At 72.6% G+C, this 20,877-nt stretch carries 19 protein-coding genes; 12 read left to right on the forward strand and 7 right to left on the reverse strand.

The window, feature by feature from the left end; translation table 11 throughout:
- Positions 1–61: 61 nt before the first annotated feature.
- Together yczR and FHX71_RS15240 are read left to right on the forward strand one after the other, a co-directional pair.
- Entirely contained in the window at positions 62–1,549 is a 1,488-nt protein-coding gene (gene yczR, locus FHX71_RS15235; protein WP_182617725.1) for a MocR-like transcription factor YczR, read from the forward strand.
- 44 nt (positions 1,550–1,593) lie between these two features.
- A complete protein-coding gene (locus FHX71_RS15240) occupies positions 1,594–2,538 on the forward strand; it encodes a DUF8817 family protein (RefSeq protein WP_182617727.1) in 945 nt (314 codons plus the stop codon).
- A gap of 71 nt (positions 2,539–2,609) precedes the next feature.
- On the opposite strand, the gene FHX71_RS15245 is transcribed toward FHX71_RS15240, so the two are convergent.
- Genes FHX71_RS15245 through FHX71_RS15260 form a run of 4 tightly spaced genes read right to left on the reverse strand, consistent with a single transcriptional unit; the run spans position 2,610 to position 4,697 of the window.
- Complete coding sequence (locus tag FHX71_RS15245; RefSeq protein ID WP_182617729.1) at positions 2,610–2,819, reverse strand: hypothetical protein; 210 nt, start codon at positions 2,817–2,819, stop codon at positions 2,610–2,612.
- The gene (locus tag FHX71_RS15250; RefSeq protein ID WP_182617731.1) at positions 2,816–3,913 is read right to left on the reverse strand and encodes a quinone-dependent dihydroorotate dehydrogenase; all 1,098 of its coding nucleotides are present in this window, start codon (positions 3,911–3,913) and stop codon (positions 2,816–2,818) included. The genes FHX71_RS15245 and FHX71_RS15250 overlap by 4 nt, the downstream gene beginning before the upstream one ends.
- Positions 3,910–4,338, reverse strand: coding sequence for a hypothetical protein (locus tag FHX71_RS15255; protein ID WP_182617734.1), 429 nt, complete (start codon positions 4,336–4,338; stop codon positions 3,910–3,912). The genes FHX71_RS15250 and FHX71_RS15255 overlap by 4 nt, the downstream gene beginning before the upstream one ends.
- Complete coding sequence (locus FHX71_RS15260) at positions 4,338–4,697, reverse strand: hypothetical protein (protein WP_182617736.1); 360 nt, start codon at positions 4,695–4,697, stop codon at positions 4,338–4,340. Before FHX71_RS15260 ends, FHX71_RS15255 begins: the two co-directional genes overlap by 1 nt.
- A 157-nt stretch (positions 4,698–4,854) precedes the next feature.
- Here FHX71_RS15260 and FHX71_RS15265 point away from each other — a divergent pair, with 157 nt between their 5' ends.
- Positions 4,855–6,402, forward strand: coding sequence for a leucyl aminopeptidase (locus FHX71_RS15265; protein WP_182617738.1), 1,548 nt, complete (start codon positions 4,855–4,857; stop codon positions 6,400–6,402).
- A 132-nt stretch (positions 6,403–6,534) separates the two neighbouring features.
- Here FHX71_RS15265 and FHX71_RS15270 read toward each other — a convergent pair whose 3' ends face one another.
- Entirely contained in the window at positions 6,535–6,885 is a 351-nt protein-coding gene (locus FHX71_RS15270; RefSeq protein WP_182617740.1) for an oxidoreductase, read from the reverse strand.
- Positions 6,886–7,122: 237 nt separating this feature from the next.
- Between FHX71_RS15270 and lpdA the strand changes: the two genes are divergently transcribed.
- The 3 genes from lpdA to FHX71_RS15285 all read left to right on the forward strand — a co-directional run bounded on the left by lpdA (position 7,123) and on the right by FHX71_RS15285 (position 11,552).
- Positions 7,123–8,601, forward strand: coding sequence for a dihydrolipoyl dehydrogenase (lpdA, locus tag FHX71_RS15275; RefSeq protein ID WP_376770131.1), 1,479 nt, complete (start codon positions 7,123–7,125; stop codon positions 8,599–8,601).
- Between the two features lie 29 nt (positions 8,602–8,630).
- Positions 8,631–10,442, forward strand: a complete 1,812-nt coding sequence (sucB, locus tag FHX71_RS15280; RefSeq protein ID WP_182617744.1) for a 2-oxoglutarate dehydrogenase, E2 component, dihydrolipoamide succinyltransferase — start codon at positions 8,631–8,633, stop codon at positions 10,440–10,442.
- Positions 10,443–10,556: 114 nt separating this feature from the next.
- A complete protein-coding gene (locus FHX71_RS15285; protein WP_182617746.1) occupies positions 10,557–11,552 on the forward strand; it encodes a TIGR01777 family oxidoreductase in 996 nt (331 codons plus the stop codon).
- A 6-nt stretch (positions 11,553–11,558) separates the two neighbouring features.
- On the opposite strand, the gene FHX71_RS15290 is transcribed toward FHX71_RS15285, so the two are convergent.
- Together FHX71_RS15290 and FHX71_RS15295 are read right to left on the reverse strand one after the other, a co-directional pair.
- Complete coding sequence (locus FHX71_RS15290) at positions 11,559–13,013, reverse strand: serine/threonine-protein kinase (RefSeq protein ID WP_182617748.1); 1,455 nt, start codon at positions 13,011–13,013, stop codon at positions 11,559–11,561.
- Between the two features lie 98 nt (positions 13,014–13,111).
- Positions 13,112–14,200, reverse strand: a complete 1,089-nt coding sequence (locus FHX71_RS15295) for a Gfo/Idh/MocA family oxidoreductase (protein WP_182617750.1) — start codon at positions 14,198–14,200, stop codon at positions 13,112–13,114.
- A gap of 166 nt (positions 14,201–14,366) precedes the next feature.
- On the opposite strand from FHX71_RS15295, the gene FHX71_RS15300 reads away from it, so the two are divergent.
- From FHX71_RS15300 to glnA, 6 genes are all read left to right on the forward strand, one after another.
- On the forward strand, positions 14,367–15,080 hold the full coding sequence (locus FHX71_RS15300) for an HNH endonuclease family protein (RefSeq protein ID WP_182617752.1): 714 nt from the start codon (positions 14,367–14,369) through the stop codon (positions 15,078–15,080).
- Positions 15,081–15,321: 241 nt separating this feature from the next.
- The gene (locus FHX71_RS15305) at positions 15,322–16,317 is read left to right on the forward strand and encodes a putative endonuclease domain-containing protein (RefSeq protein WP_182617754.1); all 996 of its coding nucleotides are present in this window, start codon (positions 15,322–15,324) and stop codon (positions 16,315–16,317) included.
- 153 nt (positions 16,318–16,470) lie between these two features.
- Positions 16,471–17,163, forward strand: coding sequence for a lipoyl(octanoyl) transferase LipB (gene lipB / locus FHX71_RS15310; protein WP_182617756.1), 693 nt, complete (start codon positions 16,471–16,473; stop codon positions 17,161–17,163).
- A 137-nt stretch (positions 17,164–17,300) separates the two neighbouring features.
- Positions 17,301–18,302, forward strand: a complete 1,002-nt coding sequence (gene lipA / locus FHX71_RS15315; protein WP_182617758.1) for a lipoyl synthase — start codon at positions 17,301–17,303, stop codon at positions 18,300–18,302.
- A gap of 55 nt (positions 18,303–18,357) precedes the next feature.
- On the forward strand, positions 18,358–19,095 hold the full coding sequence (locus FHX71_RS15320; RefSeq protein ID WP_182617760.1) for a DUF4191 domain-containing protein: 738 nt from the start codon (positions 18,358–18,360) through the stop codon (positions 19,093–19,095).
- Positions 19,096–19,452: 357 nt separating this feature from the next.
- Complete coding sequence (gene glnA, locus FHX71_RS15325; RefSeq protein ID WP_182617762.1) at positions 19,453–20,877, forward strand: type I glutamate--ammonia ligase; 1,425 nt, start codon at positions 19,453–19,455, stop codon at positions 20,875–20,877.

Genomic DNA, 20,877 nt, shown 5'->3' on the forward strand with positions numbered 1-20,877 from the left:
GGTCCCATGGTGCGGTCCATTGGCCTTGTCATCCAGGGCCAATCGCGGAAGAGTGGCCCCTATGTCCGTCGCGTCCCCCACTGTGCTGCGCCAGCTCTCCCCCGCCACGACCGCCCGCCTGCTGGGCTCGTGGCACGCGGGCGGGCCGGCCTACATCGCCCTCGCCGACGCGCTGCGGGCCGCCGTCCTGTCCGGCACGGTCGCCCCCGGCACCCGGCTGCCCAGCGAGCGGGAGCTCGCGGCCACCCTCAAGGTGTCGCGCACCACGACGTCGGGCGCCTACGCGCGGCTGCGCGAGCTCGGCTTCGCGGTCAGCCGGGTCGGGTCGGGCTCGGTCACCACCCTGCCGCAGCGCTCCGTCGACCCCGCCCTGGGCGGACCGGCGGGCGGTGACGCCCCGGTGGCCCGCGACGCCCTGCGGGCCACGACGTCGGCGGGTCTCCCGTCCGTCGTCGGGCACCTGGACCTGTGGCAGGCGACGCCGCCCGCGCCGCCCGAGCTGCACGACGCCTTCGCGCGGGCCCTGGAGGGCCTGCCCGCCTACCTCGACTCGGGCGGGTACGAGCCGCACGGCCTGGCGCCGCTGCGCGAGGCGGTCGCCGCCCGCTACCGCGAGCGCGGCGTCCCCACCACGGCCGACGAGATCCTGGTGACCACCGGCGCCCAGCAGGCCATCGCCCTGCTCGCGCACACCCACCTGCACCCGGGCGACCGGGCGGTCGTGGAGTCGCCCACCTACTTCCACGCGATGGAGTCCATGCGCGACGCCGGGGGCCGGGTGGTCGGCGTCCCCGCCGTACCGTTCGACGTCGACCTGCTCGCCTCCACGGTGCGCCGCGCCCAGCCGCGGCTCGTGTACCTGGTGCCGGACTTCCAGAACCCGACGGGCTCCGTGATGTCCGCCGACGAGCGTGCGGCGGTCCGGGAGATCGCCGACCGGTACGGCGTCACCGTCGTGGGTGACGAGACGCTCGTCGAGCTGAACCTGTCGGACGGGGAGATGCCGCCGGCGTTCGCCGGGGACGGCACGTCGCCGCACGTGGTGTCGGTGGGTTCGGCCTCCAAAGCGTTCTGGGGCGGGCTGCGGGTGGGCTGGGTGCGGGCGCACCCGCAGGTGATCTCGCACCTCGCGCGGGCGCGGCAGTCGGCGGACATCGCCACGGCCGTGCTGGAGCAGCTCGCCGTGGCCGAGCTGCTCGGCCGCCGCGAGGAGGTCATGGCCGGGCGGCGCCGGATGCTGCGCGAGCGCCGCGACCTGCTGGTCCACCGGCTGCGGGAGACGTTCCCGACCTGGGACGTGCCGACGCCGCGCGGCGGGCTGTTCTGCTGGGCCGACCTGGGCCGGCCCGTCGCGCAGGCGTTCGCGGCGGCGGCGGCCGCGGAGGGCGCGCTGGTCGCGGCCGGACCGATCTTCAGCCCCGAGGCCACCGGCTCCGCGTCCCGGGTGCGGATCACCTTCACGCGGTCGCCCGCCGAGCTGGCGGACGCCGTGCCCCGGCTGGCCCGGGCCTGGAGCCGGGTCGCGCCGTCGGGCAGGCAGCGGCGGTGAACGAGCAGGCCGGTCAATGAGCAGGCCGGTGACAGACTGAGGCGATGACCGAGACCGAGCACGTCTCCGCATCTGCCGCCGCGCCTGACACTGCACCTGACACCGCACCCGGCACCGACCGGGACACGAGCGGGGACATCGCCGCCCGGGCGCGGGCCGTGGCGGCCACCGCGTTCATGGTCCCGATGCTGCCCTGCGCGGACGTCGACGAGATGGCCGACTTCTGGACGAGCCTGGGCCTGACGGTGACCTACCGGCAGCGCCGCCCCAACCCGTACGTGGCCCTGGAGCTCGGCGGGATCGTGCTGCACTACTACGAGATGCCCGAGTGGGACCCCGAGCAGTCCCACTCGACGTGCGCCGTGGCCGTCCCCGACACCGAGCCCGTCCACGACCTGTTCGCCGCGGGCCTGCGGGAACGGTTCGGACGGCTGCCGGTGACCGGGTTCCCCCGGATCACGCGCCCGCGGCGTCGTGCGAACAACGCCGGGCTGTCCGGGTTCAGCCTGATCGACCCCGCCGGGAACTGGGTGCGGGTCACGCACGTGGTGCCGTCCGGCACGAGCGGGGACGCCGACGGCGACCCCGACGCCGCCGCAGGTCCCGCCCCGGCCGGCACCGACGTCGCCCCCTGGAGCGCGACGCCCGGGGGCGGGCCGGTCGCCAGGGCGCTCGACACCGCCGTCGTGCTCGCGGACTCGCAGGGCGACCCGGCGCAGGCGCGCAAGATCCTCGCGGGGGCGCTGCGCCGCGCGGCCGGCACCGCAGCCGGAACCGCGGACCCGACGGCGACCGGCGTGCCCGTGGCCGAGCTGGCGCCGGCGCTCGCCTACCTCGTCGAGCTGTGCGTGCGCACCGGGGACCCGGAGGCGGCGCGGTCGGCGCACGAACGCCTCGCGGACCTCGCCGCGGCCGACCTGGCGCCCGCCGACCGGAACGTCGCCGACGTGGCGCTCACGGAGTCGCGGGCGGTCCTGCCCGTGCCATGAGCGGCACCGAGGTGTTGTCCGGCGCCGAGGTGTCCGACGTCGTCCAGAAGACCCCGGCGGGCCGGGCGGCCTCAGGGAATCCGCAGCTCCACGCCCGGCGCGGCCTGCGTGCCGTCGTGCAGCAGGCTCGCCTGCACGGCGCCGGCCGCGGACAGCTCGCGCCAATGCTCACCGAGCCACTGCTCGGCGTCGTACTGCGCGGTGAAGACGGGCGTGACGGGCTCGGTCAGGCGACGCCCCTCGGCGTCGTCCAGGGCCCACTCCCACTGCGGACGGATCACTCGTACCTCCCACTAGCCGTCGAGCCGGCCGACCGGGTCAGGGCGCGGTTGATCTCCGACGCCCACAGCGGCCCCTCGTAGACGAACGACGTGTAGCCCTGGGTCAGGTCGGCGCCCGCGCGCAGGTACGCGCGGACGTCGTCGGCCCGGGTGATGCCACCCACGCCGATGATGACGGGGCCGGTCCCGAGGCGCTCGCGCAGCCGCGCGACGACCTCGATGCCCCGGCCGAGCAGCGGCGGGCCGGACAGCCCGCCGGGCCCGCGGTCGTGGCCGATCGTCGTGTTGACGGCGACCACGCCGTCCAGCCCCAGCTCCAGCACGAGGTCGGCGACGGCGTCGACGTCCTCGTTCGCGAGGTCGGGGGCGATCTTCACCAGCAGCGGGATGCGGCGGCCCGTGCCCCGGCCCACCGCGGCACCCGTGGTGGCCTCGTCGGCGGCGGCGCGCACCGCCTCGAGGATGGGGCGCAGCGACTCCGTGGCCTGCAGGTCGCGCAGGCCGGGCGTGTTCGGGGACGACACGTTGACCACGAGGTAGTCCGCCCAAGGGGCCAGCAGCCGGGCCGACGTCGCGTAGTCGCCCGCGGCGAACTCGGGCGGCGTCACCTTGGACTTGCCGATGTTGGCGCCGACGACGATCGCGCGGCCCGCCGCGGTGCGGCGCAGCGCGCGGAGCCGGTCCGCGGCGGCCGCGGCGCCCTCGTTGTTGAAGCCCATCCGGTTGCGCACGCCCCGCACGTCGAGCTCACGCCACATGCGCGGCTTGTCGTTGCCGGGCTGCGGCCGGGCGGTGACGGTGCCGATCTCGACGAACCCGAAGCCGAGCATCGTCAGGCCCCGGACCGCCCGCGCGTTCTTGTCGAAGCCTCCGGCCAGGCCGAACGGCGCGGGCACGACGCGGCCGAAGAGGCGCACGCTGCCCGGTCCCCCGGCACGCTGGCCCAGGTAGGGGGCGAGCGCGCCCTGCGCGATGTCGCGCAGGACCGGCACCTGCCCGGCACGTTCGATCAGCGAGAACGCGATCTCGTGCGCACGCTCCGGGTCCATCCGGCGGAAGACGCCGTTGAACAACAACGAGTACGGCCAGCTCATGCAGTCCTCTCCTCGGACGTGCTGCGCGACGTCCGCCACAGCCACCACAGGCCCACGAAGGGCAGGACCAGGGGCACGTAACCGTAGCCCTGGCCGAATCCGGACCAGACGGTCGACTCGCCGAAGACGTCAGGGTCGGCAAGGGACAGCGCCCCGATCGTGACGACGCCGACGGCCTCGATCCCGACCGTGATCCAGGCGGTCACCCGCCAGGCGGGCGTGCCGATCGCGAGCGCGAACGTCGCGACCACGTACACCGCGGCCGCGAGCGTCGAGAGCGTGTAGGCCACCGGCGCCTCGCCGAACTTCACGACGAGCTCGTAGGACGAGCGGCCCAGGGCCGCGAACGCCAGGATGCCGTACACGGTCACCAGCACGCGGCCGAAGCCCCGCCCGGTCCGTCGTCCGGCTGTCGGTTCCGTCATCAGGCCCCCGTCCAGATCTGCCACATGCGCCACTCCAGGAAGGCCACCGTCAGCGACGCCACGAGCAGCACCACCGAGCTCCACTTGCTGCGCTCGGCGAAGGCCCACGCGGCGGCCACAGGCAAGATCACGAGGGTCGTGGCGAAGTAGCCCCAGAACAGCAGGGGGTCGCTCGCACCGCCACCGCCCGCACCCTGGACGATCGCGACGACGCCCTGCACGAGCAGGACGACCTCGATCACGGCACCGCCCCAGAGCTGGTTCAGGATCACCGCGCGGTCGCGGGCGACGAACCAGCCGGCCCACCCGGCCAGGACCACGCAGAGCGCGACCACGAGGAGCAGGAGGGCAAGGATCACGTCCTGCAGACTACCGGGCAGCCCCCGTGGGGCGGCAATCGGATCGTGCGTGACCTGCGCCTCGATCGGGGGGCGGGCGGGCTGCCGGGCAGGTGGCCGACCGCTGCCGGAGCTACCGCCGGACGGGCGGTCAGGGGCCCGGGATACGATCGGCTGCGTGACCGACGTGACCCTCTCCAGCAAGAATCCCACCGCCGTGAAGGCCGAAGCGCTCGTAGTGGCGACCGCCCAGACGTCGGACGGCGTTGCCGTCGTGTCCGACCAGCTCCCCACGGACCTGCTCACGCAGCTCGAGACGCTCGCACCCCAGCTCGGTGTGACCGGCGCGCGCGACGAGGTCCGCAAGATCCCTGCGGGCGACAAGCTCGCCGCCGACGTCCTGGTGCTGACCGGCCTCGGCGAGCGCGCCGAGGACGGCACCTTCGCCACCGAGACGCTGCGGCGCGCCGCGGGCGCCGCGACCCGCGAGCTCGCGGGCCTCAAGTCCGCCGCCATCGCGCTGCCCGCCTCCGACGACGCCGAGATCACGGCCGTCACCGAGGGCGCCCTGCTCGGCGCCTACGCCTTCAACCGGTACCGCACCTCCGGCAAGGCTGCCCCGAAGGCCGCCGGGAAGGACGCCGCCAAGAACGGCAAGGACCCGGTCGCCGCGATCGAGATCCTCACCCCACTGCACAAGAACGCCAAGGCCAAGCTCGCCGCCGAGCGCGCCGCGATCCTCGCCGCTGCGGTGCACGCCACCCGCGACCTGGTCAACACCGCGCCGAACGAGCTGTACCCGGCCACGTTCGCCGACGCCGCGAAGGCCGCCGCCAAGGACGTGAAGCACCTCAAGGTGACGGTGCTGGACGACAAGCAGCTCGCCTCGGGCGGCTACGGCGGCCTCACCGCCGTCGGCCAGGGCTCGTCGCGCGGGCCGCGCCTGGTGAAGGTCGCGTACACGCCGGCCAAGCCCGGCGCGAAGATCGCGCTCGTGGGCAAGGGCATCACCTTCGACTCCGGCGGCATCTCGATCAAGCCGGCCGCGGGCATGGAGGCCATGAAGTCCGACATGGCCGGTGCCGCCGCCGTGCTGTCCACGGTGGTCGCCGCCGCGAAGCTGAACCTGCCGGTCGCGGTGACGGGCTACCTCTGCCTCGCCGAGAACATGCCGGGCGGCAACGCCCAGCGCCCCGCCGACGTCATCACCATCTACGGCGGCAAGACCGTCGAGGTGCTGAACACCGACGCCGAGGGCCGCATCGTCATGGCCGACGGCCTCGTCTCCGCCGTCGAGGACGGCCACGACGTGGTGCTCGACATCGCCACGCTCACGGGCGCCCAGATGGTCGCGCTCGGCAGCCGCACGTCCGCCGTCATGGGCAGCGACGACGTGCGCGACGAGGTCAAGGCCGCCGCCGACGCCTCGGGCGAGCTGTTCTGGCCGATGCCGCTCCCGGAGGAGCTCACGGCCAACATCAAGTCCAAGGTGGCCGACGTCGCCAACTCCGGCCCGCGCTGGGGCGGCATGCTCAACGCCGGCCTGTTCCTGCGGACGTTCGTGGGCGACCACCCGTGGGCGCACCTGGACATCGCCGGGCCGGCCTTCAACGAGGGCGGCGCGCACGGCTACACGTCGGGTGGCGGCACCGGGGTCGGCGTCCGCACCCTGCTGACGTTCGTCGAGGGCCGGGCGGCGGCCGCGGCGGCTCTTCCCGCGAAGTAGAACCACAGCGAAGTAGAACCGTGGCGAGATAGAACTCTGGCGAAGCAGCAGCTGCTGCTTCGCCAGAGTTCTATCTCGCTGGAGTTCTATCTCGCTGGAGTTCTATCTCGCTGAGGTTCTACCTCGGCGGGGTCACTTCTTGCGCTGCGCGCTGTTCCAGTCGCGCATGCGCTGGGGGTAGCCGGTGAACCGGACGTTGTAGACCGGCACGCCGAGCTGGTTCGCGATGTCGAAGGCGGTGCGCTCGTCCGGCACCCGGCGGCGGGTCCACTCCCCGGTGCTCGCGACGAGCAGGATGGTGCTGGGGATGTCGGTGGTCGGGGGCTCCACATAGGCCTCCACACCGACGCGGGATCCGATGAACTCACCGAGGTGCGCCAGTGTCTGGCGGCGCGCGTCGTTGCCGGCGGGGCGTGATCCGCTGCCGGGCGTGGAACGGCGCTGGAAGAAGCGCGCGAGCGAGCTACGGGACTGGCGGGGCATGCAACGAGGGTACTAGCGAGACCGGCAGTGTCCTAGGCATCTCCACGCACATCGCAGGAAACTCGCACCTTCTGCCGACGTCTTGCCCGGCAACATGCCGGTTCCGGCCGCCGTCGGTCCTGTCCCGGTCCCGTCGCGGTCCTGTCACAGGGCCTCCGGGCCGTCAATGTCGCCACGGTCACACCCGACAGACGGGGTGCACGATTGGGGCCACGCCCGCTGAAGTGTCAAGATGGCATGCGGCGCCAACCCGCGCAGCAGTCGCAGTCACCTCCGCCATCCCTGAGGAGCCAGCACTTGCCTACGCATGACAACCCGGACACGTACGACGTCGTCGTGCTCGGTGGGGGAAGCGGCGGCTACGCGGCCGCCCTCCGCGCCGCGCAGCTGGGCCAGAGCGTGGCCCTCGTGGAGAAGGACAAGCTCGGCGGCACCTGCCTGCACGTCGGCTGCGTGCCCACCAAGGCCCTCCTGCACGCCGCCGAGGTGGCCGACGCCGCCACGCACGGCGCGCAGTTCGGCGTCCGCACCACGCTGGACGGCATCGACATGCCCGGCGTGCTCGCCTACAAGGACTCCGTGGTCGCCGGCCTGTACAAGGGCCTGCAGGGGCTGATCGCCTCGCGGAAGATCACCGTCGTCGAGGGGCACGGCACGCTCGCCTCCCCCGGCGTCGTCGAGGTCACCGCGGCGGACGGCGCCACGCGCAGCCTCACCGGCACCCACGTGGTGCTCGCGACCGGCTCGTACGCGAAGACCCTGCCCGGCCTGGAGCTCGGCGGCCGCGTGCTGACCTCCGACCAGGCGCTCACCCTCGACACCGTCCCGAAGTCCGTCGTGGTGCTCGGCGGCGGCGTCATCGGCGTGGAGTTCGCCAGCGTCTGGAAGTCCTTCGGCGCAGACGTGCAGATCGTCGAGGCGCTCCCCCACCTCGTCCCCAACGAGGACGTCGCGCTCTCGAAGGCGCTGGAGCGCGCGTTCCGCAAGCGGGGCATCAAGTTCTCCCTGGGCGACCGCTTCGCCCAGGTCAAGCAGTCCGACGACGGCGTCCAGGTCGAGCTGGAGTCGGGCGCCACGTTCGACGCCGAGCTGCTGCTCGTCGCCGTCGGGCGCGGTGCGCGGACCGCCGACCTCGGCTACGAGGCCGCCGGCATGCGCGTCGACCGCGGGTTCGTCCTGACCGACGAGCTGCTCCGCACCGGCGTCGCGACGCCGGCCGGCGGACAGGTCTGGGCCGTCGGCGACATCGTGCCCGGCCTGCAGCTCGCCCACCGCGGCTTCGCGCAGGGCATCTTCGTGGCCGAGCAGATCGCGGGCCTGTCGCCCGCGCAGATCGACGAGGCTACGATCCCGCGCGTCACCTACTGCGAGCCGGAGGTGGCGTCGGTCGGCGTCACCGAGGCGCGGGCCGCCGAGCTGTACGGCCCGGACCAGGTGGAGACCATCGAGTACAACCTCGCGGGCAACGGCAAGAGCAAGATCCTGGGTACCCAGGGTTTCGCCAAGCTGGTGCGCCGCAAGGACGGACCCGTGGTCGGGATGCACCTGATCGGCTCGCGAGTGGGCGAGCTGATCGGCGAGGGCCAGCTCATCGTCGGCTGGGAGGCGTTCCCTGAGGACGTCGCCTCGCTCGTCCACGCACATCCCACCCAGAACGAGGCACTCGGAGAGGCACACATGGCACTGGCCGGCAAGCCTCTGCACGCCCACAACTGACCATAACGACAAAGGAGACCCCACAGGTCATGTCTGAGAACGTGCAGCTGCCGGCCCTCGGCGAATCCGTCACCGAGGGCACTGTCACCCGCTGGCTCAAGGCTGTCGGCGACGAGGTCGCCGTCGACGAGCCGCTGCTCGAGGTGTCGACCGACAAGGTCGACACCGAGATCCCGTCGCCGATCGCCGGCGTCCTCGAGCAGATCCTCGTCCAGGAGGACGACACCGTCGAGGTCGGTGCCACCCTCGCCGTCATCGGCGACGGTTCCGGCTCGGGCGACGCCCCCGCCGCTCCCGCCGCCGAGCAGGCCGCCGCCGAGGCGCCTGCCGCCGAGCCGGCTCCCGAGCCGGCCGAGGCCTCGCCCGCCGCGGCCCCCGCCGCCGAGTCGCCCGCACCGGCTCCCGCCGCTGCTCCGGCAGCCGCCCCGGCCGGCGGTGGCACCGACGTGCTGCTGCCCGCCCTGGGCGAGTCCGTCACCGAGGGCACCGTGACGCGCTGGCTCAAGGAGGTCGGTGACGACGTCGCCGTCGACGAGCCCCTGCTCGAGGTCTCCACCGACAAGGTCGACACCGAGATCCCGTCGCCCGTCGCCGGGACGCTCCAGGAGATCCTGGTCAAGGAGGACGAGACCATCGAGGTCGGCGCCATCCTGGCCCGCGTGGGCTCCGGCGCCGCCGCTCCGGCGGCCGAGGCTCCGGCCGCTCCGGCCCCCGAGGCGCCGAAGACCGAGGCTCCGGCCGAGGCCACCCCGGTCCCGGACCCCGCCGCGGACTCCCCGCTGCCGGCCCAGGCCGCCGCGCCCGCACCGGCTGCTCCGGCCCCCGCTGCCCCGGCTCCGGCCGCGCCGGCGCCCGCCGCTCCGGCTCCGGCTCCCGCCGCGCCCGCTGCTCCGGCGCCCGCCGCCGGCCGCAGCAGCGGCTCGTACCTGACCCCGCTCGTGCGCAAGCTCGCCGCGGAGAAGGGCGTCGACGTCGCCACGGTGACGGGTACCGGTGTCGGTGGCCGTATCCGCAAGGAGGACGTGCTCGCCGCGGCCGAGGCCAAGGCCGCTCCGGCGCCCGCCGCTGCCGCTCCGGGCAAGGCCGCTCCGGCCGCGACCAAGCTCGAGGTGTCGCCGCTGCGTGGCACCACGGAGAAGATGTCGCGCCTGCGCAAGATCGTCGCCGAGCGGATGCTCGAGGCGGTCCAGTCGCAGGCCCAGCTGACCACGGTCCTGGAGGTCGACGTGACCCGCGTCGCGAAGCTCCGGGCCAAGGCCAAGGAGTCGTTCGCCGCGCGCGAGGGCGCCAAGCTGACGTTCCTCCCGTTCTTCACGCAGGCCGCCGTCGAGGCGCTCAAGGCCTACCCGAAGATCAACGCCACGATCGACACCGAGAAGGGCGAGATCACCTACCACGGCTCGGAGAACGTCGGTATCGCCGTCGACACCGAGCGTGGCCTCGTGGTCCCGGTCATCAAGAACGCCGGTGACCTGAACCTGGCGGGCATCGCCCGGCAGATCCAGGACCTGGGTGCGCGCACCCGGGCGAACAAGGTCACGCCGGACGAGCTGTCGGGCGGCACGTTCAACATCACGAACACCGGCTCGGGCGGCTCCCTGATCGACACGCCGATCGTGCCGCTGGGCCACGCCGCCATCCTGGGCACGGGCACCATCACCAAGCGCCCGGTCGTGGTGACGGACGGCGAGGGCAACGAGAGCATCGCGGTGCGCTCGATGGCCTACATCTTCCTGTCCTACGACCACCGCCTGGTCGACGGCGCGGACGCCGCGCGCTTCCTCACCGCGATCAAGAACCGGATCGAGGAGGGCGCGTTCGAGGCCGAGGTCGGTCTCTGACGAACCTCGTCAGGTAGGTAGTGCCGTGCTGTGGCCGGTCCCGGGTTCCGGGACCGGCCACAGCCGTCTGTACGTCACCCTTCTGAGCGGCGCCCCGCGCGTTAGATTCGCGGCATGGACGTTGCGGTGGCCGGCTCGCACGGCTTCATCGGCTCCGCGCTCGTCGCGGACCTCGTCGCCCGGGGGCACGGCGTGCGGCGCCTGGTGCGCCGCGGCACCGGCTCGGGAGGCACCGGGTCGGGTGACGGCACGGGACCGCGCGGCACCAGCTCGTCCGACGACGGCGCGCTCCGCACGAACCCCACGAACGCCGCGACCGACCCGCCCGCAGTGCGCCAGGTGCTGTGGGACCCGCGCACGGGCGAACTCGCCCCGGCCGCGCTGGAGGGCGCGGACGCCGTCGTGAACCTGGCCGGCGCCGGGGTGGGCGACCACCGCTGGACCCCGGCCTACCGGCAGAAGCTCCTGGGGTCGCGGACCACCACCACGAGCCTGCTGGCGCGCACGATCGCGCGCCTGGACGACCCGCCGGTGCTGGTGAACGCCTCGGGGACCGGCGCATACGGGAACCGCGGGGACGAGGTGCTGACCGAGGCGTCGGAGCGCGGGGACGACTTCCTCGCGCAACTGGTCAAGGCCTGGGAGAACGCCACGGCACCCGCCGCCGACGCCGGGGCCCGCGTCGTCTGGCTGCGCAGCGGCATCGTGCTCGGGGCCTCGGGCGGGGCGCTCGGCAGGCTGCTGCCGCTCCTGCGCCTCGGCGTCGGCGGGCCGCTCGGCAGCGGCAGGCAGTGGTGGAGCTGGATCACGCTCGTCGACGAGGTCGCGGTGATCCGGCACGTCATCGGCGCGGACGTGCGCGGACCCGTGAACGCCGTGGCGCCCGAGCCCACCACCAACCGGGAGCTGACCCGCGCGCTCGCCAAGGCCCTGCACCGCCCGGCGGCGCTGACCGTGCCGCGGTTCGCGCTGCGGATCGCGGTCGGTCAGCTCGCCGCCGACCTGGTGGCCTCCCAGAGGGTCGTCCCCGCCGTCCTGAGCCGGACGGGCTTCGCCTGGACGCACGCCGCCCCCGAGGAGGCGGCGCGCTGGGTCGCGGCGAGGGGCTGAGCCGGGTCAGCGCACCTCGGAGACCCGCCAGCCGCCGGGCGTCCACACCAGGGTGAGGTCGGCCTGCTCCTTCGACGCGGGCACCGCGGTCTCGCCGTCGGCGGAGACCTGCAGGTGCGCGGTGATCGTGTACTCGATCCGCACGACCGCCTCGATGACCTGCTTCTTCTTGCCCTCGGTGCTGTCCGACGTCTCGGTCTTGTTCGACGTCGTGGTCGCGCTCTGCACGGCCGTCGCGGCACCCGGACCCTGCGTCACGACCTCGGTCGACTGGATCTCCGCCGACGCCCCGACCACCTGCGCCTTGTTCTGCTTGAGCTCCTGGAGGATCTTCTGGTCGGCCACGTAGGCCGGCGAGCCCTCCAGGTTGACCGTGCTGATGTCGGACACGGCGCCCGCGAGCAGCGCGAGGCGGCGCTCCGTGAGCTCGACGGCGGCCCCGGCCGGGTCCTTGGCGTTGCTCACCGGGTTGATGCCGCCGCCCCACGCGGGAGCGGCCGAGTCGGGCGACGGCGCCGCGACGGCGGGCTCCTCGCCGCCGAACGCCTCGGGGATGGCGGTGATGCCCGCGGAGATCCCCGCGACGACACCGGCCGCGATCATGACCGACGCGAGCACGGAGCCCGCCAGCGCGCGCGGCTGCTCGGCCTTGGCGCCCGGCCGCGCCGTGGCTGCCCGGCCCGAGACCGGCAGCGTCGCCCGGCGTCGCGCGGTGGTCGCCCACGAACGGGCGTCCACCGCGGCGATCGAGCCGGTCAGCGTCCTGGCCGCCGACCGCCAGGGCGACGGCGTGTGCGCGCCCAGCGGCACGTGGCCCGCGATGGGCACCGGGCCGCTGATGGCGGCCGAGACGAGCGCCGAGGCGTCCGGGAGCCGGACGGGCTCGGTCTGCACGGCGACGTCCGCCAGCGCGGCGAGCGTGCCCGGCTCGGGCCGGTCGCGCGGGTCCTCCGCCCGGGCGCGGGCCAGGACGGCCCGCAGCGCCTGGTCGGCCTTGGAGTCCAGGCTCGGGCCGGGGAAGCCCAGCACCGACTCGACGAGCGTGGCCAGGGACGTGACGTCGACCGGGTCGTCGCTGTGCTCGGGCAGCGTGACGCGCGGGCGCAGCATGGCGCTGCCGTCGCTGCGCAGCAGCACGTCCGTCGGCCGCACGCCGCCGTGGACGAGGCCCACGCTGTGCAGCGCGGCCAGTGCCTGCGCGATCGCGACGGTGATGCCCGCGCCCTCGGCGGCGGTCAGCGGACCGCGCGAGCCGACGGCCGTCGGCAGGTCGACCGCCCCGGTCCGGGACAGCCGGACGTCGAGGTTGTCCGGCCCGTTCGGCGAGATGGCGATGAGCGGCACGAGATGGGGGTGGTCCAGTGTCGCGAGGGTGTCCAGGCGGCGCACCAGGAGGTCCCGTGACGCAGCCTCCATGGGGACGGCTACGCGGACCAGTTCCGCGGATTCGATGTAGTGCACCCGTTCATGAGAACTCCGTGAATCGAGGCCCGCTCTTTATCCACAGGATTTGCCGAATCCGACGCCCTGTGGGTGAACTCCCGGGTCCGCCGAGGGACTCACACGTCGACGAGCCGCCCTTCCTTTGCCGAGACCCGGGCCGCGTCCAGCACCTCCGCGGTCCGGACGGCGTCGGCCGGATCGACCGGTACCTCCGCCTCGCCGGCGAGCCACTCGGCCACGGCGGTGTAGAAGTCGCCGTGCCCGCCACGCGGCTGCGGCACGGCCGTCCGCTCGCGGCCGCGGGTGAGCCAGCCGTGCGTACCCTCGGGCTGGTCGTCGTCGAGCACGTCGAAGGGTGAGGCGTCGGCCTCGAAGGAGTGGACCAGGTACGCGCCGCCGTCCCCGAGCACGCGGGTGCGCGGGCCGGGCGCGCCGACCAGCGAGCCCGCCCACAACCGCGAGACCACGCCCTTGGCGGGCGGCTCGACGCCGAACAGCACGTCGGCGGCCGCCGCACGACCCGGCACCGGGCCCGGCCGGGTGCCCGGCGCGGCGTGGTGCAGCACGAGGAAGACGTCGTCCTCGGTGGGCGTGGACAGCGTCCGCGTCTCGGCGTACACGGAGACGACCGGCCCGAAGAGCTGCGTGGCGGAGTCCACGAGATGCGGGCCGAGGTCGAGCAGGAGCCCGCCGCCCACGACGTCGTTCTCCTTCCAGCGCTGCTGCGGCTTGGGCCGCCAGCGCTCCCAGTGCCGCTCGAAGGTGTGCACCTTGCCGAGGTCGCCGCGGTCCAGCAGCGCCTTGAGCGTGAGCTGCTCCGGGTCCCAGCGCCGGTTGTGGAACACGGTGAACGGCGTGCCCGACGCCGACGCCGCGGCGACGACCCGCCGCGCCTCGGCCGCCGTCGTCGCGATCGGCTTGTCCAGCACGAAGGGCTTGCCCGCCACGGAGACGGCGTTCGCGTGCTCGGCGTGCAGCGACGAGGGGCTGGCGATCACGACCAGGTCGTAGAGGCAGGGCTCCAGGAGCATCGACGTGAGGTCGTTGAACAGCCGTGCGCCCGGCCAGTCGCCGGCCGCCTGGACGCGCCGTCCGGAGTCGCGCGCGACCACCGCCGTTACCGACATACCCGCAGCTCGCGCCAGTCGGGCGTGAATTTGCCTGCCCGCTCCGCCGTAGCCGACAATCCCGATCCGAAGTGCCATGGCCCCATGGTGCCCCGGAGGACGCGGCGACGCGAGATTACTGGTCAGCCGCTAAATCCCCGTAACACAACTCTGGCAGACTGGGGCAAGAGGTACGTTTCGCACGTTCTAAGACTTTGTCCGGCCATCTGCGGTCCGGACCACCGGCCGACAGATTGAGGGGCTCGTGTCCGCCACAGCCAAGAAGTCCAGCCAGACCCGCAAGACCCTGCAGCTCGTGCTCATCGCCGTCGCGGCGCTCGTGCTGGCCGGAAACTTCGTCGTCAAGTCCCTGGGCGACGACGTCGCCCCCGCCGAGGGCGCGGAGGGCTCGGCCCTCGCGACGCTGGACGTCCTCACGGTGCAGGACGCCGCCACCGAGGACGGCTACGACCGCGAGTCCGACTTCGGCAGCGCCTGGCAGGACGTCGACGACAACGGCTGCGACACCCGCAACGACATGCTCCAGCGCGACCTCGACGACTTCGTGCTGACCGACGGCGACTCGTGCCAGGTCGCCTCCGGCACGCTGGACGACCCGTACACCGGCGAGACCATCGAGTTCGAGCGCGGTGAGCGCTCGGGCGACGTGCAGATCGACCACGTCGTCGCGCTGATGAACGCCTGGACCACGGGTGCCGCCGACTGGAACAAGGACAAGCGCGTCGAGATCGCGAACGACCCGCTGAACCTCATCGCCTCCGACGGCCCCGCCAACATGGGCAAGGGCGCGAAGGACGCCGCGGAGTGGCTGCCCGAGAACCAGGCCTTCCGCTGTGAGTACGTGGCCCGGCAGATCGCCGTCAAGGCCAAGTACGAGCTGTGGGTCACGCCCGCCGAGCACGACGCCATGGAGGACGTGCTGACGAGCTGCCCGTCGGAGCCCCTCCCGGCCTCCTGACGGGGCTCGTTTCCGGCATCCGCTTGCTGACTGTGGTTCAGCAGGAGATCGGCGACCGCTACCGGACCACATGCGGTCGTCCTCAGCCTGCTGAATCCAGCTCAGCAGCGTTGCCCTGACCGACGCCAGCCATGGCGGCAGCTGAGGGGTAGCGCGACCACAGGGTGGGGTTCGGCGAGGTTGTGCACAGGGGTGGCCCGCGCGGCGTCGACGGCGGGGCCCGCGGTGATCTGATCGCCGCATGCGTTCGCTCACCGCGGTCCCCCAGGTGCTGCACGACCTCGCCGCCCGCCAGGAAGGCCTCGTCTCCGTGCGACAGTGCTACGCCGCCGGCGTCGACCGGCGGCGTATCGGACGGCTCGTCGACCGCGGCGTCTGGCGCACGGAGGGCGGCCGGGTGCTCGACACGGATCCCGTGGAACCGGGCAAGCGGGTCCGGGACGACTACTTCGACCACCTCCGACGCCGGTCCGCGGTGAAGGGTCTGCTCGTCTGGCCGGGAACGGCCGCCGTCGGGTCCGCGGCGCTCGCCCTGCACGGCGTCGCAGGCCTGCCTCGGCGCATCGACCCCGAGATCTCGTTCCCCCGAGGCACTCGCCATCAAGGGCGGGACGGCGTACTCGTGCGCCAGTACGGGAACTTCGCGTCCCAGCGGTACGGCGACTGGCGTATCGCGAAGATCGAGTACGCGCTGGCGCAGGCCCTGCCCGGCCTCTCCCGGGACGACGGCGTCGCCGTGGTCAGCAGCGCCCTCAACAAGAACCTGATCGACGACGCCAGGCTCGCCGAGGTCGAGCGCCTGCTGCACGGACGCCGTGGATCCGTGGAGGCCGTCGACCGGCTGAGCCTCGCGGACGGCCGCGACGAGTCGCCCGCGGAGACCCGGGCGCGGCTCTCCTGCGTCGATCACGACGTGCCCCCGCACCGGCTCCAGGTCGTGTTCCGCCGGGGCGGCCAGTTCCTCGGCCGGTGCGACCTCGGCTGGCGCCTGCGCGACGGGCGGTGGCTCGTCGTCGAGATCGACGGCGTCGGGCCGCACTCCACCCCGGAAGCGCTGGTCAAGGACGCGCCTCGGCAGAACCGGCTGCTGGCGACCGACAAGGTGGTGCTGCTGCGCTTCAAGCCCGCGGACAACGACCGCCCGGGCGGCATCGGCGCCGTCGTCGTCGCCCACCTGAAGGACCTCCCGGCCCAGTCCCCACCGCCGGCTCGTCCTGCGGACATCCACCTCGACTGAGCTCGGCCGAGCCGGACCGAGCCGGACTGAGGTTGGTTCAGCAGGCTGCCTGCGACCGTCAACGGGCCAGTTACGGCCGTATCCAGCCTGCTGAATCCCGGTCAGCCGGGGCCGCCTCCTGCGGGCCCGACGGGCGGGCTTAGGCTTGCGCGCATGGACATCCGACACCTCACCGGGCACGTCGAGTACCACGAGGGCTGGGACCTGCAGCGACGCACCCACGAGGGCGTCCGCGGCGAGGACCTGGCCGACACCGTCTTCTTCCTCGAGCACCAGTCCGTCTACACGGCGGGGGCGCGCACGCACCGCGACGAGTACCCGACCGACGGCACCGAGGTCGTCAAGGTGGACCGCGGCGGCAAGATCACCTGGCACGGGCCGGGGCAGATCGTCGCCTACCCGATCATCAAGCTGGCCAAGCCGTTCGACGTCGTCGAGTACGTCCGCACGCTGGAGCAGGCCGTGATGGACGTGTGCACCGCGTTCGGCCTCGCGACCATGCGCGTCGAGGGCCGCTCCGGGGTGTGGGTCGCCGCCGACTCCCCCGACGTCGCGGACCCCCGGCTGGAGCGCAAGATCTGCGCCATCGGGGCGCGGGTCGCCAAGGGCGTCACCATGCACGGCCTCGCCCTGAACTGCGACGCCGACCTGGCCGCGTTCGACCACATCGTGCCCTGCGGCATCCCCGCGGAGGACGCCGACGTCACGTCCCTGACCGCCGAGCTCGGCCGGCAGGTCACCGTCGACGAGGTGCGGCCCCTCCTGGAGGCGGCGCTGATCGAGCGCCTCACGCCGCTGCTCGCGCGGGCGGCCGCGCCGTCCGAACCGGTCACCGCGGCCGTCTGACCGACAGCCTGATCGACCGCCTGATCGACCGTCCGGCCCACCGTGACGAACGACACGTGCGGGCCGCCCGACGGCCGCGCGACGCCGGGCGCCCGAGGCATAAGGTGGGCGAACCCGCTGACCTGGGAGGGATCTGCGTGACCATCGCACCTGAAGGCCGACGTATGTTGCGCATCGAAGCGCGCAACTCGGCCACGCCCATCGAGAAGAAGCCCGAGTGGATCAAGACCCGGGCGGTGATGGGGCCCGAGTACCGCGACATGAAATCGCTCGTCAAGGGCGAGGGCCTGCACACGGTGTGCGAGGAGGCCGGCTGTCCCAACATCTTCGAGTGCTGGGAGGACCGCGAGGCCACGTTCCTCATCGGCGGTGACCAGTGCACCCGCCGCTGCGACTTCTGCCAGATCGACACCGGCAAGCCCGCCGACTTCGACAAGGACGAGCCGCGGCGCGTCGCCGAGTCCGTGCGGACCATGGGCCTGAAGTACTCGACCGTCACCGGCGTCGCCCGCGACGACCTGGCCGACGGCGGCGCCTGGCTCTACGCGGAGACCGTCCGCCAGATCCACGCGCTGAACCCCGGCACCGGCGTCGAGCTGCTGATCCCGGACTTCAACGCCATCCCCGAGCTGCTCGACGCCGTCAACGAGTCCCGCCCCGAGGTGCTGGCGCACAACGTCGAGACCGTGCCGCGCATCTTCAAGCAGATCCGCCCGGCGTTCACCTACGAGCGGTCGCTCTCGGTCATCACCCGGGCCCGCGACGCCGGCCTCGTCACCAAGTCCAACCTGATCCTGGGCATGGGCGAGACGATCGACGAGGTCAAGCAGGCGCTGCAGGACCTGCACGACGCCGGTTGCGACATCATCACGATCACCCAGTACCTGCGCCCGTCGCTGCGGCACCACCCGGTGGACCGCTGGGTGCGGCCCGAGGAGTTCGTGGAGCTGTCCGAGGCGGCCGAGGAGATCGGCTTCCTGGGCGTCATGGCCGGGCCGCTGGTGCGCTCCTCCTACCGCGCGGGCCGGCTGTGGGGCCAGGCGATGACCAAGCACGGCCGCCCGATCCCCGAGGCGCTGTCGCACCTCGCACAGCCCACCACCTCCCGTCAGGAGGCGGCGAGCCTGCTGGCCCGCTGACCCGGCTCGCCGGCCCGGCACGCCGACCGCTCGCAGCGCACTAGAATCGATGACCATGGCCCGAACCTCGTCCGGAGGCGAAGCGCGCGACGACGCGTCCGTCACCAAGCAGAAGAAGCCCAAGAAGCGCCGCTGGTATCACCAGCTGTGGGACGTCTACAAGATGACCCGCAAGCAGAACCCGCTCGTCACCTGGTGGATGCTCGCCGCGTTCGTCGGTGTGGTGGCGGTGGCGCTGCTCATCGGTGTCCTCGCGGGCCCGTGGGTGTACGCGCTCGTCATCGGCGTGCCCTTCGCCGTGCTGGCGGCGATGTTCGTGCTGTCGCGCAGCGCCGAGAAGGCCGCGTACACGCAGATCGCCGGTCAGCCCGGCGCGGCCCGGGCCGCGCTCGGCACCGTGCGTGGCGGCTGGACCTTCGAGGAGGAGCCCGTCGCCGTCGACGCCCGGAACCAGGACTTCGTGTTCCGGGGCGTCGGCCGGGCCGGCATCGTGCTCGTCTCCGAGGGGCCGTCGCACCGCGTGACGCGCCTGCTCGACCAGGAGCGCAAACGGGTCAGCCGCATCCTGTCCAACGTGCCCGTCACGGTGATCCAGTGCGGCGACGGCGAGGGGCAGGTGCCGCTGACCAAGGTCGCGCGCGCCGTCACCAAGCTGAAGTCGACGCTGACCCGCGCCGAGGTGGCCGAGATCAGCAAGCGCCTCAAGGCGATCGGCGGCATGAAGCTGCCGATCCCCAAGGGCATCGACCCGACCCGCGCGCGTCCCGACCGCAAGGGCATGCGCGGTCGCTGACCCGGCCGCCGCCGTCGGGCAGCCGTCAAGCGATCATCGTGAAGGGGCGCCTCTCCACCGGGAGGCGCCCCTTTGCCTTCCTTTCACCCGTCCTTTCATCCGTCCGATGGACGGACGCCGCCGGGCCACGCCATGTGAGTTCTGGCACTCTGGGGATCGCTGCCGGAGTCTCGACCAGCACATCTCCCCGGGGTTACACGGCCGAGAGGCCCGAGAAACATCCCCGCAACAATCAGTAACCAGAGAGAAACCACCTGCCCATAGGTTCGTGGCGATCCGCGAGCGACAGTGCCCAGCTCGTCCCGGGCATGGTCCGACGGACTCCCCCTGAACTTATCGAGCGAGCAAGGAGCGCAGATGTTCAAGAACGCCGAGGAGGCGATCGCCTTCACCCGCAACGAGGGGGTGGAGTTCGTCGACGTCCGGTTTATCGACCTGCCGGGCGTTACGCAGCACTTCAACATCCCGGTCGAGCAGTTCGACGAGGACGCCTTCAGCGAGGGCCTCATGTTCGACGGCTCGTCGATCCGCGGTTTCCAGGCGATCCACGAGTCCGACATGAAGCTCGTGCCGGACGTCGCGACGGCGTACATCGACCCGTTCCGCAAGGCCAAGACCCTGATCGTGAACTTCTCGATCGTGGACCCGTTCACGGGTGACGCCTACGCCCGCGACCCGCGCAACATCGCGGCCAAGGCCGAGGCCTACCTGAAGTCGACCGGCATCGCCGACACCGTCTTCTTCGGTGCCGAGGCCGAGTTCTACGTGTTCGACGACGTGCGCTTCAAGACCGCCGCGAACGAGAGCTTCTACTCCATCGACTCCGTCGAGGCCGCGTGGAACACCGGCCGCGAGGAGGAGGGTGGCAACCTCGGGTACAAGACCCGCTACAAGGGCGGCTACTTCCCCACCTCGCCGAGCGACCGCTTCGCGGACCTGCGCGACGACATGGTCAAGACCCTCGCCCAGGTCGGCCTCTCCGTCGAGCGCGCGCACCACGAGGTGGGCACCGCCGGCCAGCAGGAGATCAACTACAAGTTCAACTCCCTGCTGCACGCCGCCGACGACCTGATGAAGTTCAAGTACGTCATCAAGAACGTCGCGTTCGAGGCCGGCAAGTCGGCCACGTTCATGCCGAAGCCGATCTTCGGTGACAACGGCTCGGGCATGCACTCGCACCAGTCGCTCTGGAAGAACGGCGAGCCGCTGTTCTACGACGAGAAGGGCTACGGCGGCCTGTCCGACCTGGCTCGCTGGTACATCGGCGGCATCCTGAAGCACGCGCCGTCGCTGCTCGCCTTCACCAACCCGTCGGTGAACTCGTACCACCGCCTGGTGCCGGGCTTCGAGGCTCCCGTGAACCTCGTCTACTCGGCCCGCAACCGCTCCGCCTCGATCCGTATCCCGATCACGGGTACGTCGCCGAAGGCCAAGCGCATCGAGTTCCGCGCGCCGGACCCGTCGTCGAACCCGTACCTGGCGTTCTCCGCGATGCTGATGGCCGGCCTGGACGGCATCAAGAACCGCATCGAGCCGCCGGCCCCGGTCGACAAGGACCTGTACGAGCTGCCGCCCGAGGAGCACGCGCAGATCGCCCAGGTGCCGACGTCGCTCGGTGGCGTGCTCGACGCGCTCGAGGCCGACCACGAGTACCTCACCGCCGGTGACGTGTTCACGGAGGACCTGATCGAGACCTGGATCGCGTACAAGCGCGAGAACGAGATCGACCCGATCCGCCTGCGGCCGCACCCGCACGAGTTCGAGCTGTACTACGACATCTGA

This window comes from Promicromonospora sukumoe (assembly GCF_014137995.1).
Lineage (GTDB): Bacteria > Actinomycetota > Actinomycetes > Actinomycetales > Cellulomonadaceae > Promicromonospora > Promicromonospora sukumoe.

Bases quoted from the DNA above. Each gene is read 5' to 3' on its own strand.
- FHX71_RS15240 (WP_182617727.1), top strand. From the start codon at position 1,594: ATGACCGAGACCGAGCACGTCTCCGCATCTGCCGCCGCGCCTGACACT.
- FHX71_RS15320 (WP_182617760.1), top strand. From the start codon at position 18,358: ATGGCCCGAACCTCGTCCGGAGGCGAAGCGCGCGACGACGCGTCCGTC.
- FHX71_RS15255 (WP_182617734.1), bottom strand. From the start codon at position 4,338: ATGACGGAACCGACAGCCGGACGACGGACCGGGCGGGGCTTCGGCCGC.
- FHX71_RS15285 (WP_182617746.1), top strand. From the start codon at position 10,557: ATGGACGTTGCGGTGGCCGGCTCGCACGGCTTCATCGGCTCCGCGCTC.
- glnA (WP_182617762.1), top strand. From the start codon at position 19,453: ATGTTCAAGAACGCCGAGGAGGCGATCGCCTTCACCCGCAACGAGGGG.
- lpdA (WP_376770131.1), top strand. From the start codon at position 7,123: ATGCGGCGCCAACCCGCGCAGCAGTCGCAGTCACCTCCGCCATCCCTG.
- FHX71_RS15305 (WP_182617754.1), top strand. From the start codon at position 15,322: ATGCGTTCGCTCACCGCGGTCCCCCAGGTGCTGCACGACCTCGCCGCC.
- yczR (WP_182617725.1), top strand. From the start codon at position 62: ATGTCCGTCGCGTCCCCCACTGTGCTGCGCCAGCTCTCCCCCGCCACG.
- FHX71_RS15270 (WP_182617740.1), bottom strand. From the start codon at position 6,885: ATGCCCCGCCAGTCCCGTAGCTCGCTCGCGCGCTTCTTCCAGCGCCGT.
- FHX71_RS15295 (WP_182617750.1), bottom strand. From the start codon at position 14,200: ATGGCACTTCGGATCGGGATTGTCGGCTACGGCGGAGCGGGCAGGCAA.
- lipB (WP_182617756.1), top strand. From the start codon at position 16,471: ATGGACATCCGACACCTCACCGGGCACGTCGAGTACCACGAGGGCTGG.
- sucB (WP_182617744.1), top strand. From the start codon at position 8,631: ATGTCTGAGAACGTGCAGCTGCCGGCCCTCGGCGAATCCGTCACCGAG.
- FHX71_RS15250 (WP_182617731.1), bottom strand. From the start codon at position 3,913: ATGAGCTGGCCGTACTCGTTGTTGTTCAACGGCGTCTTCCGCCGGATG.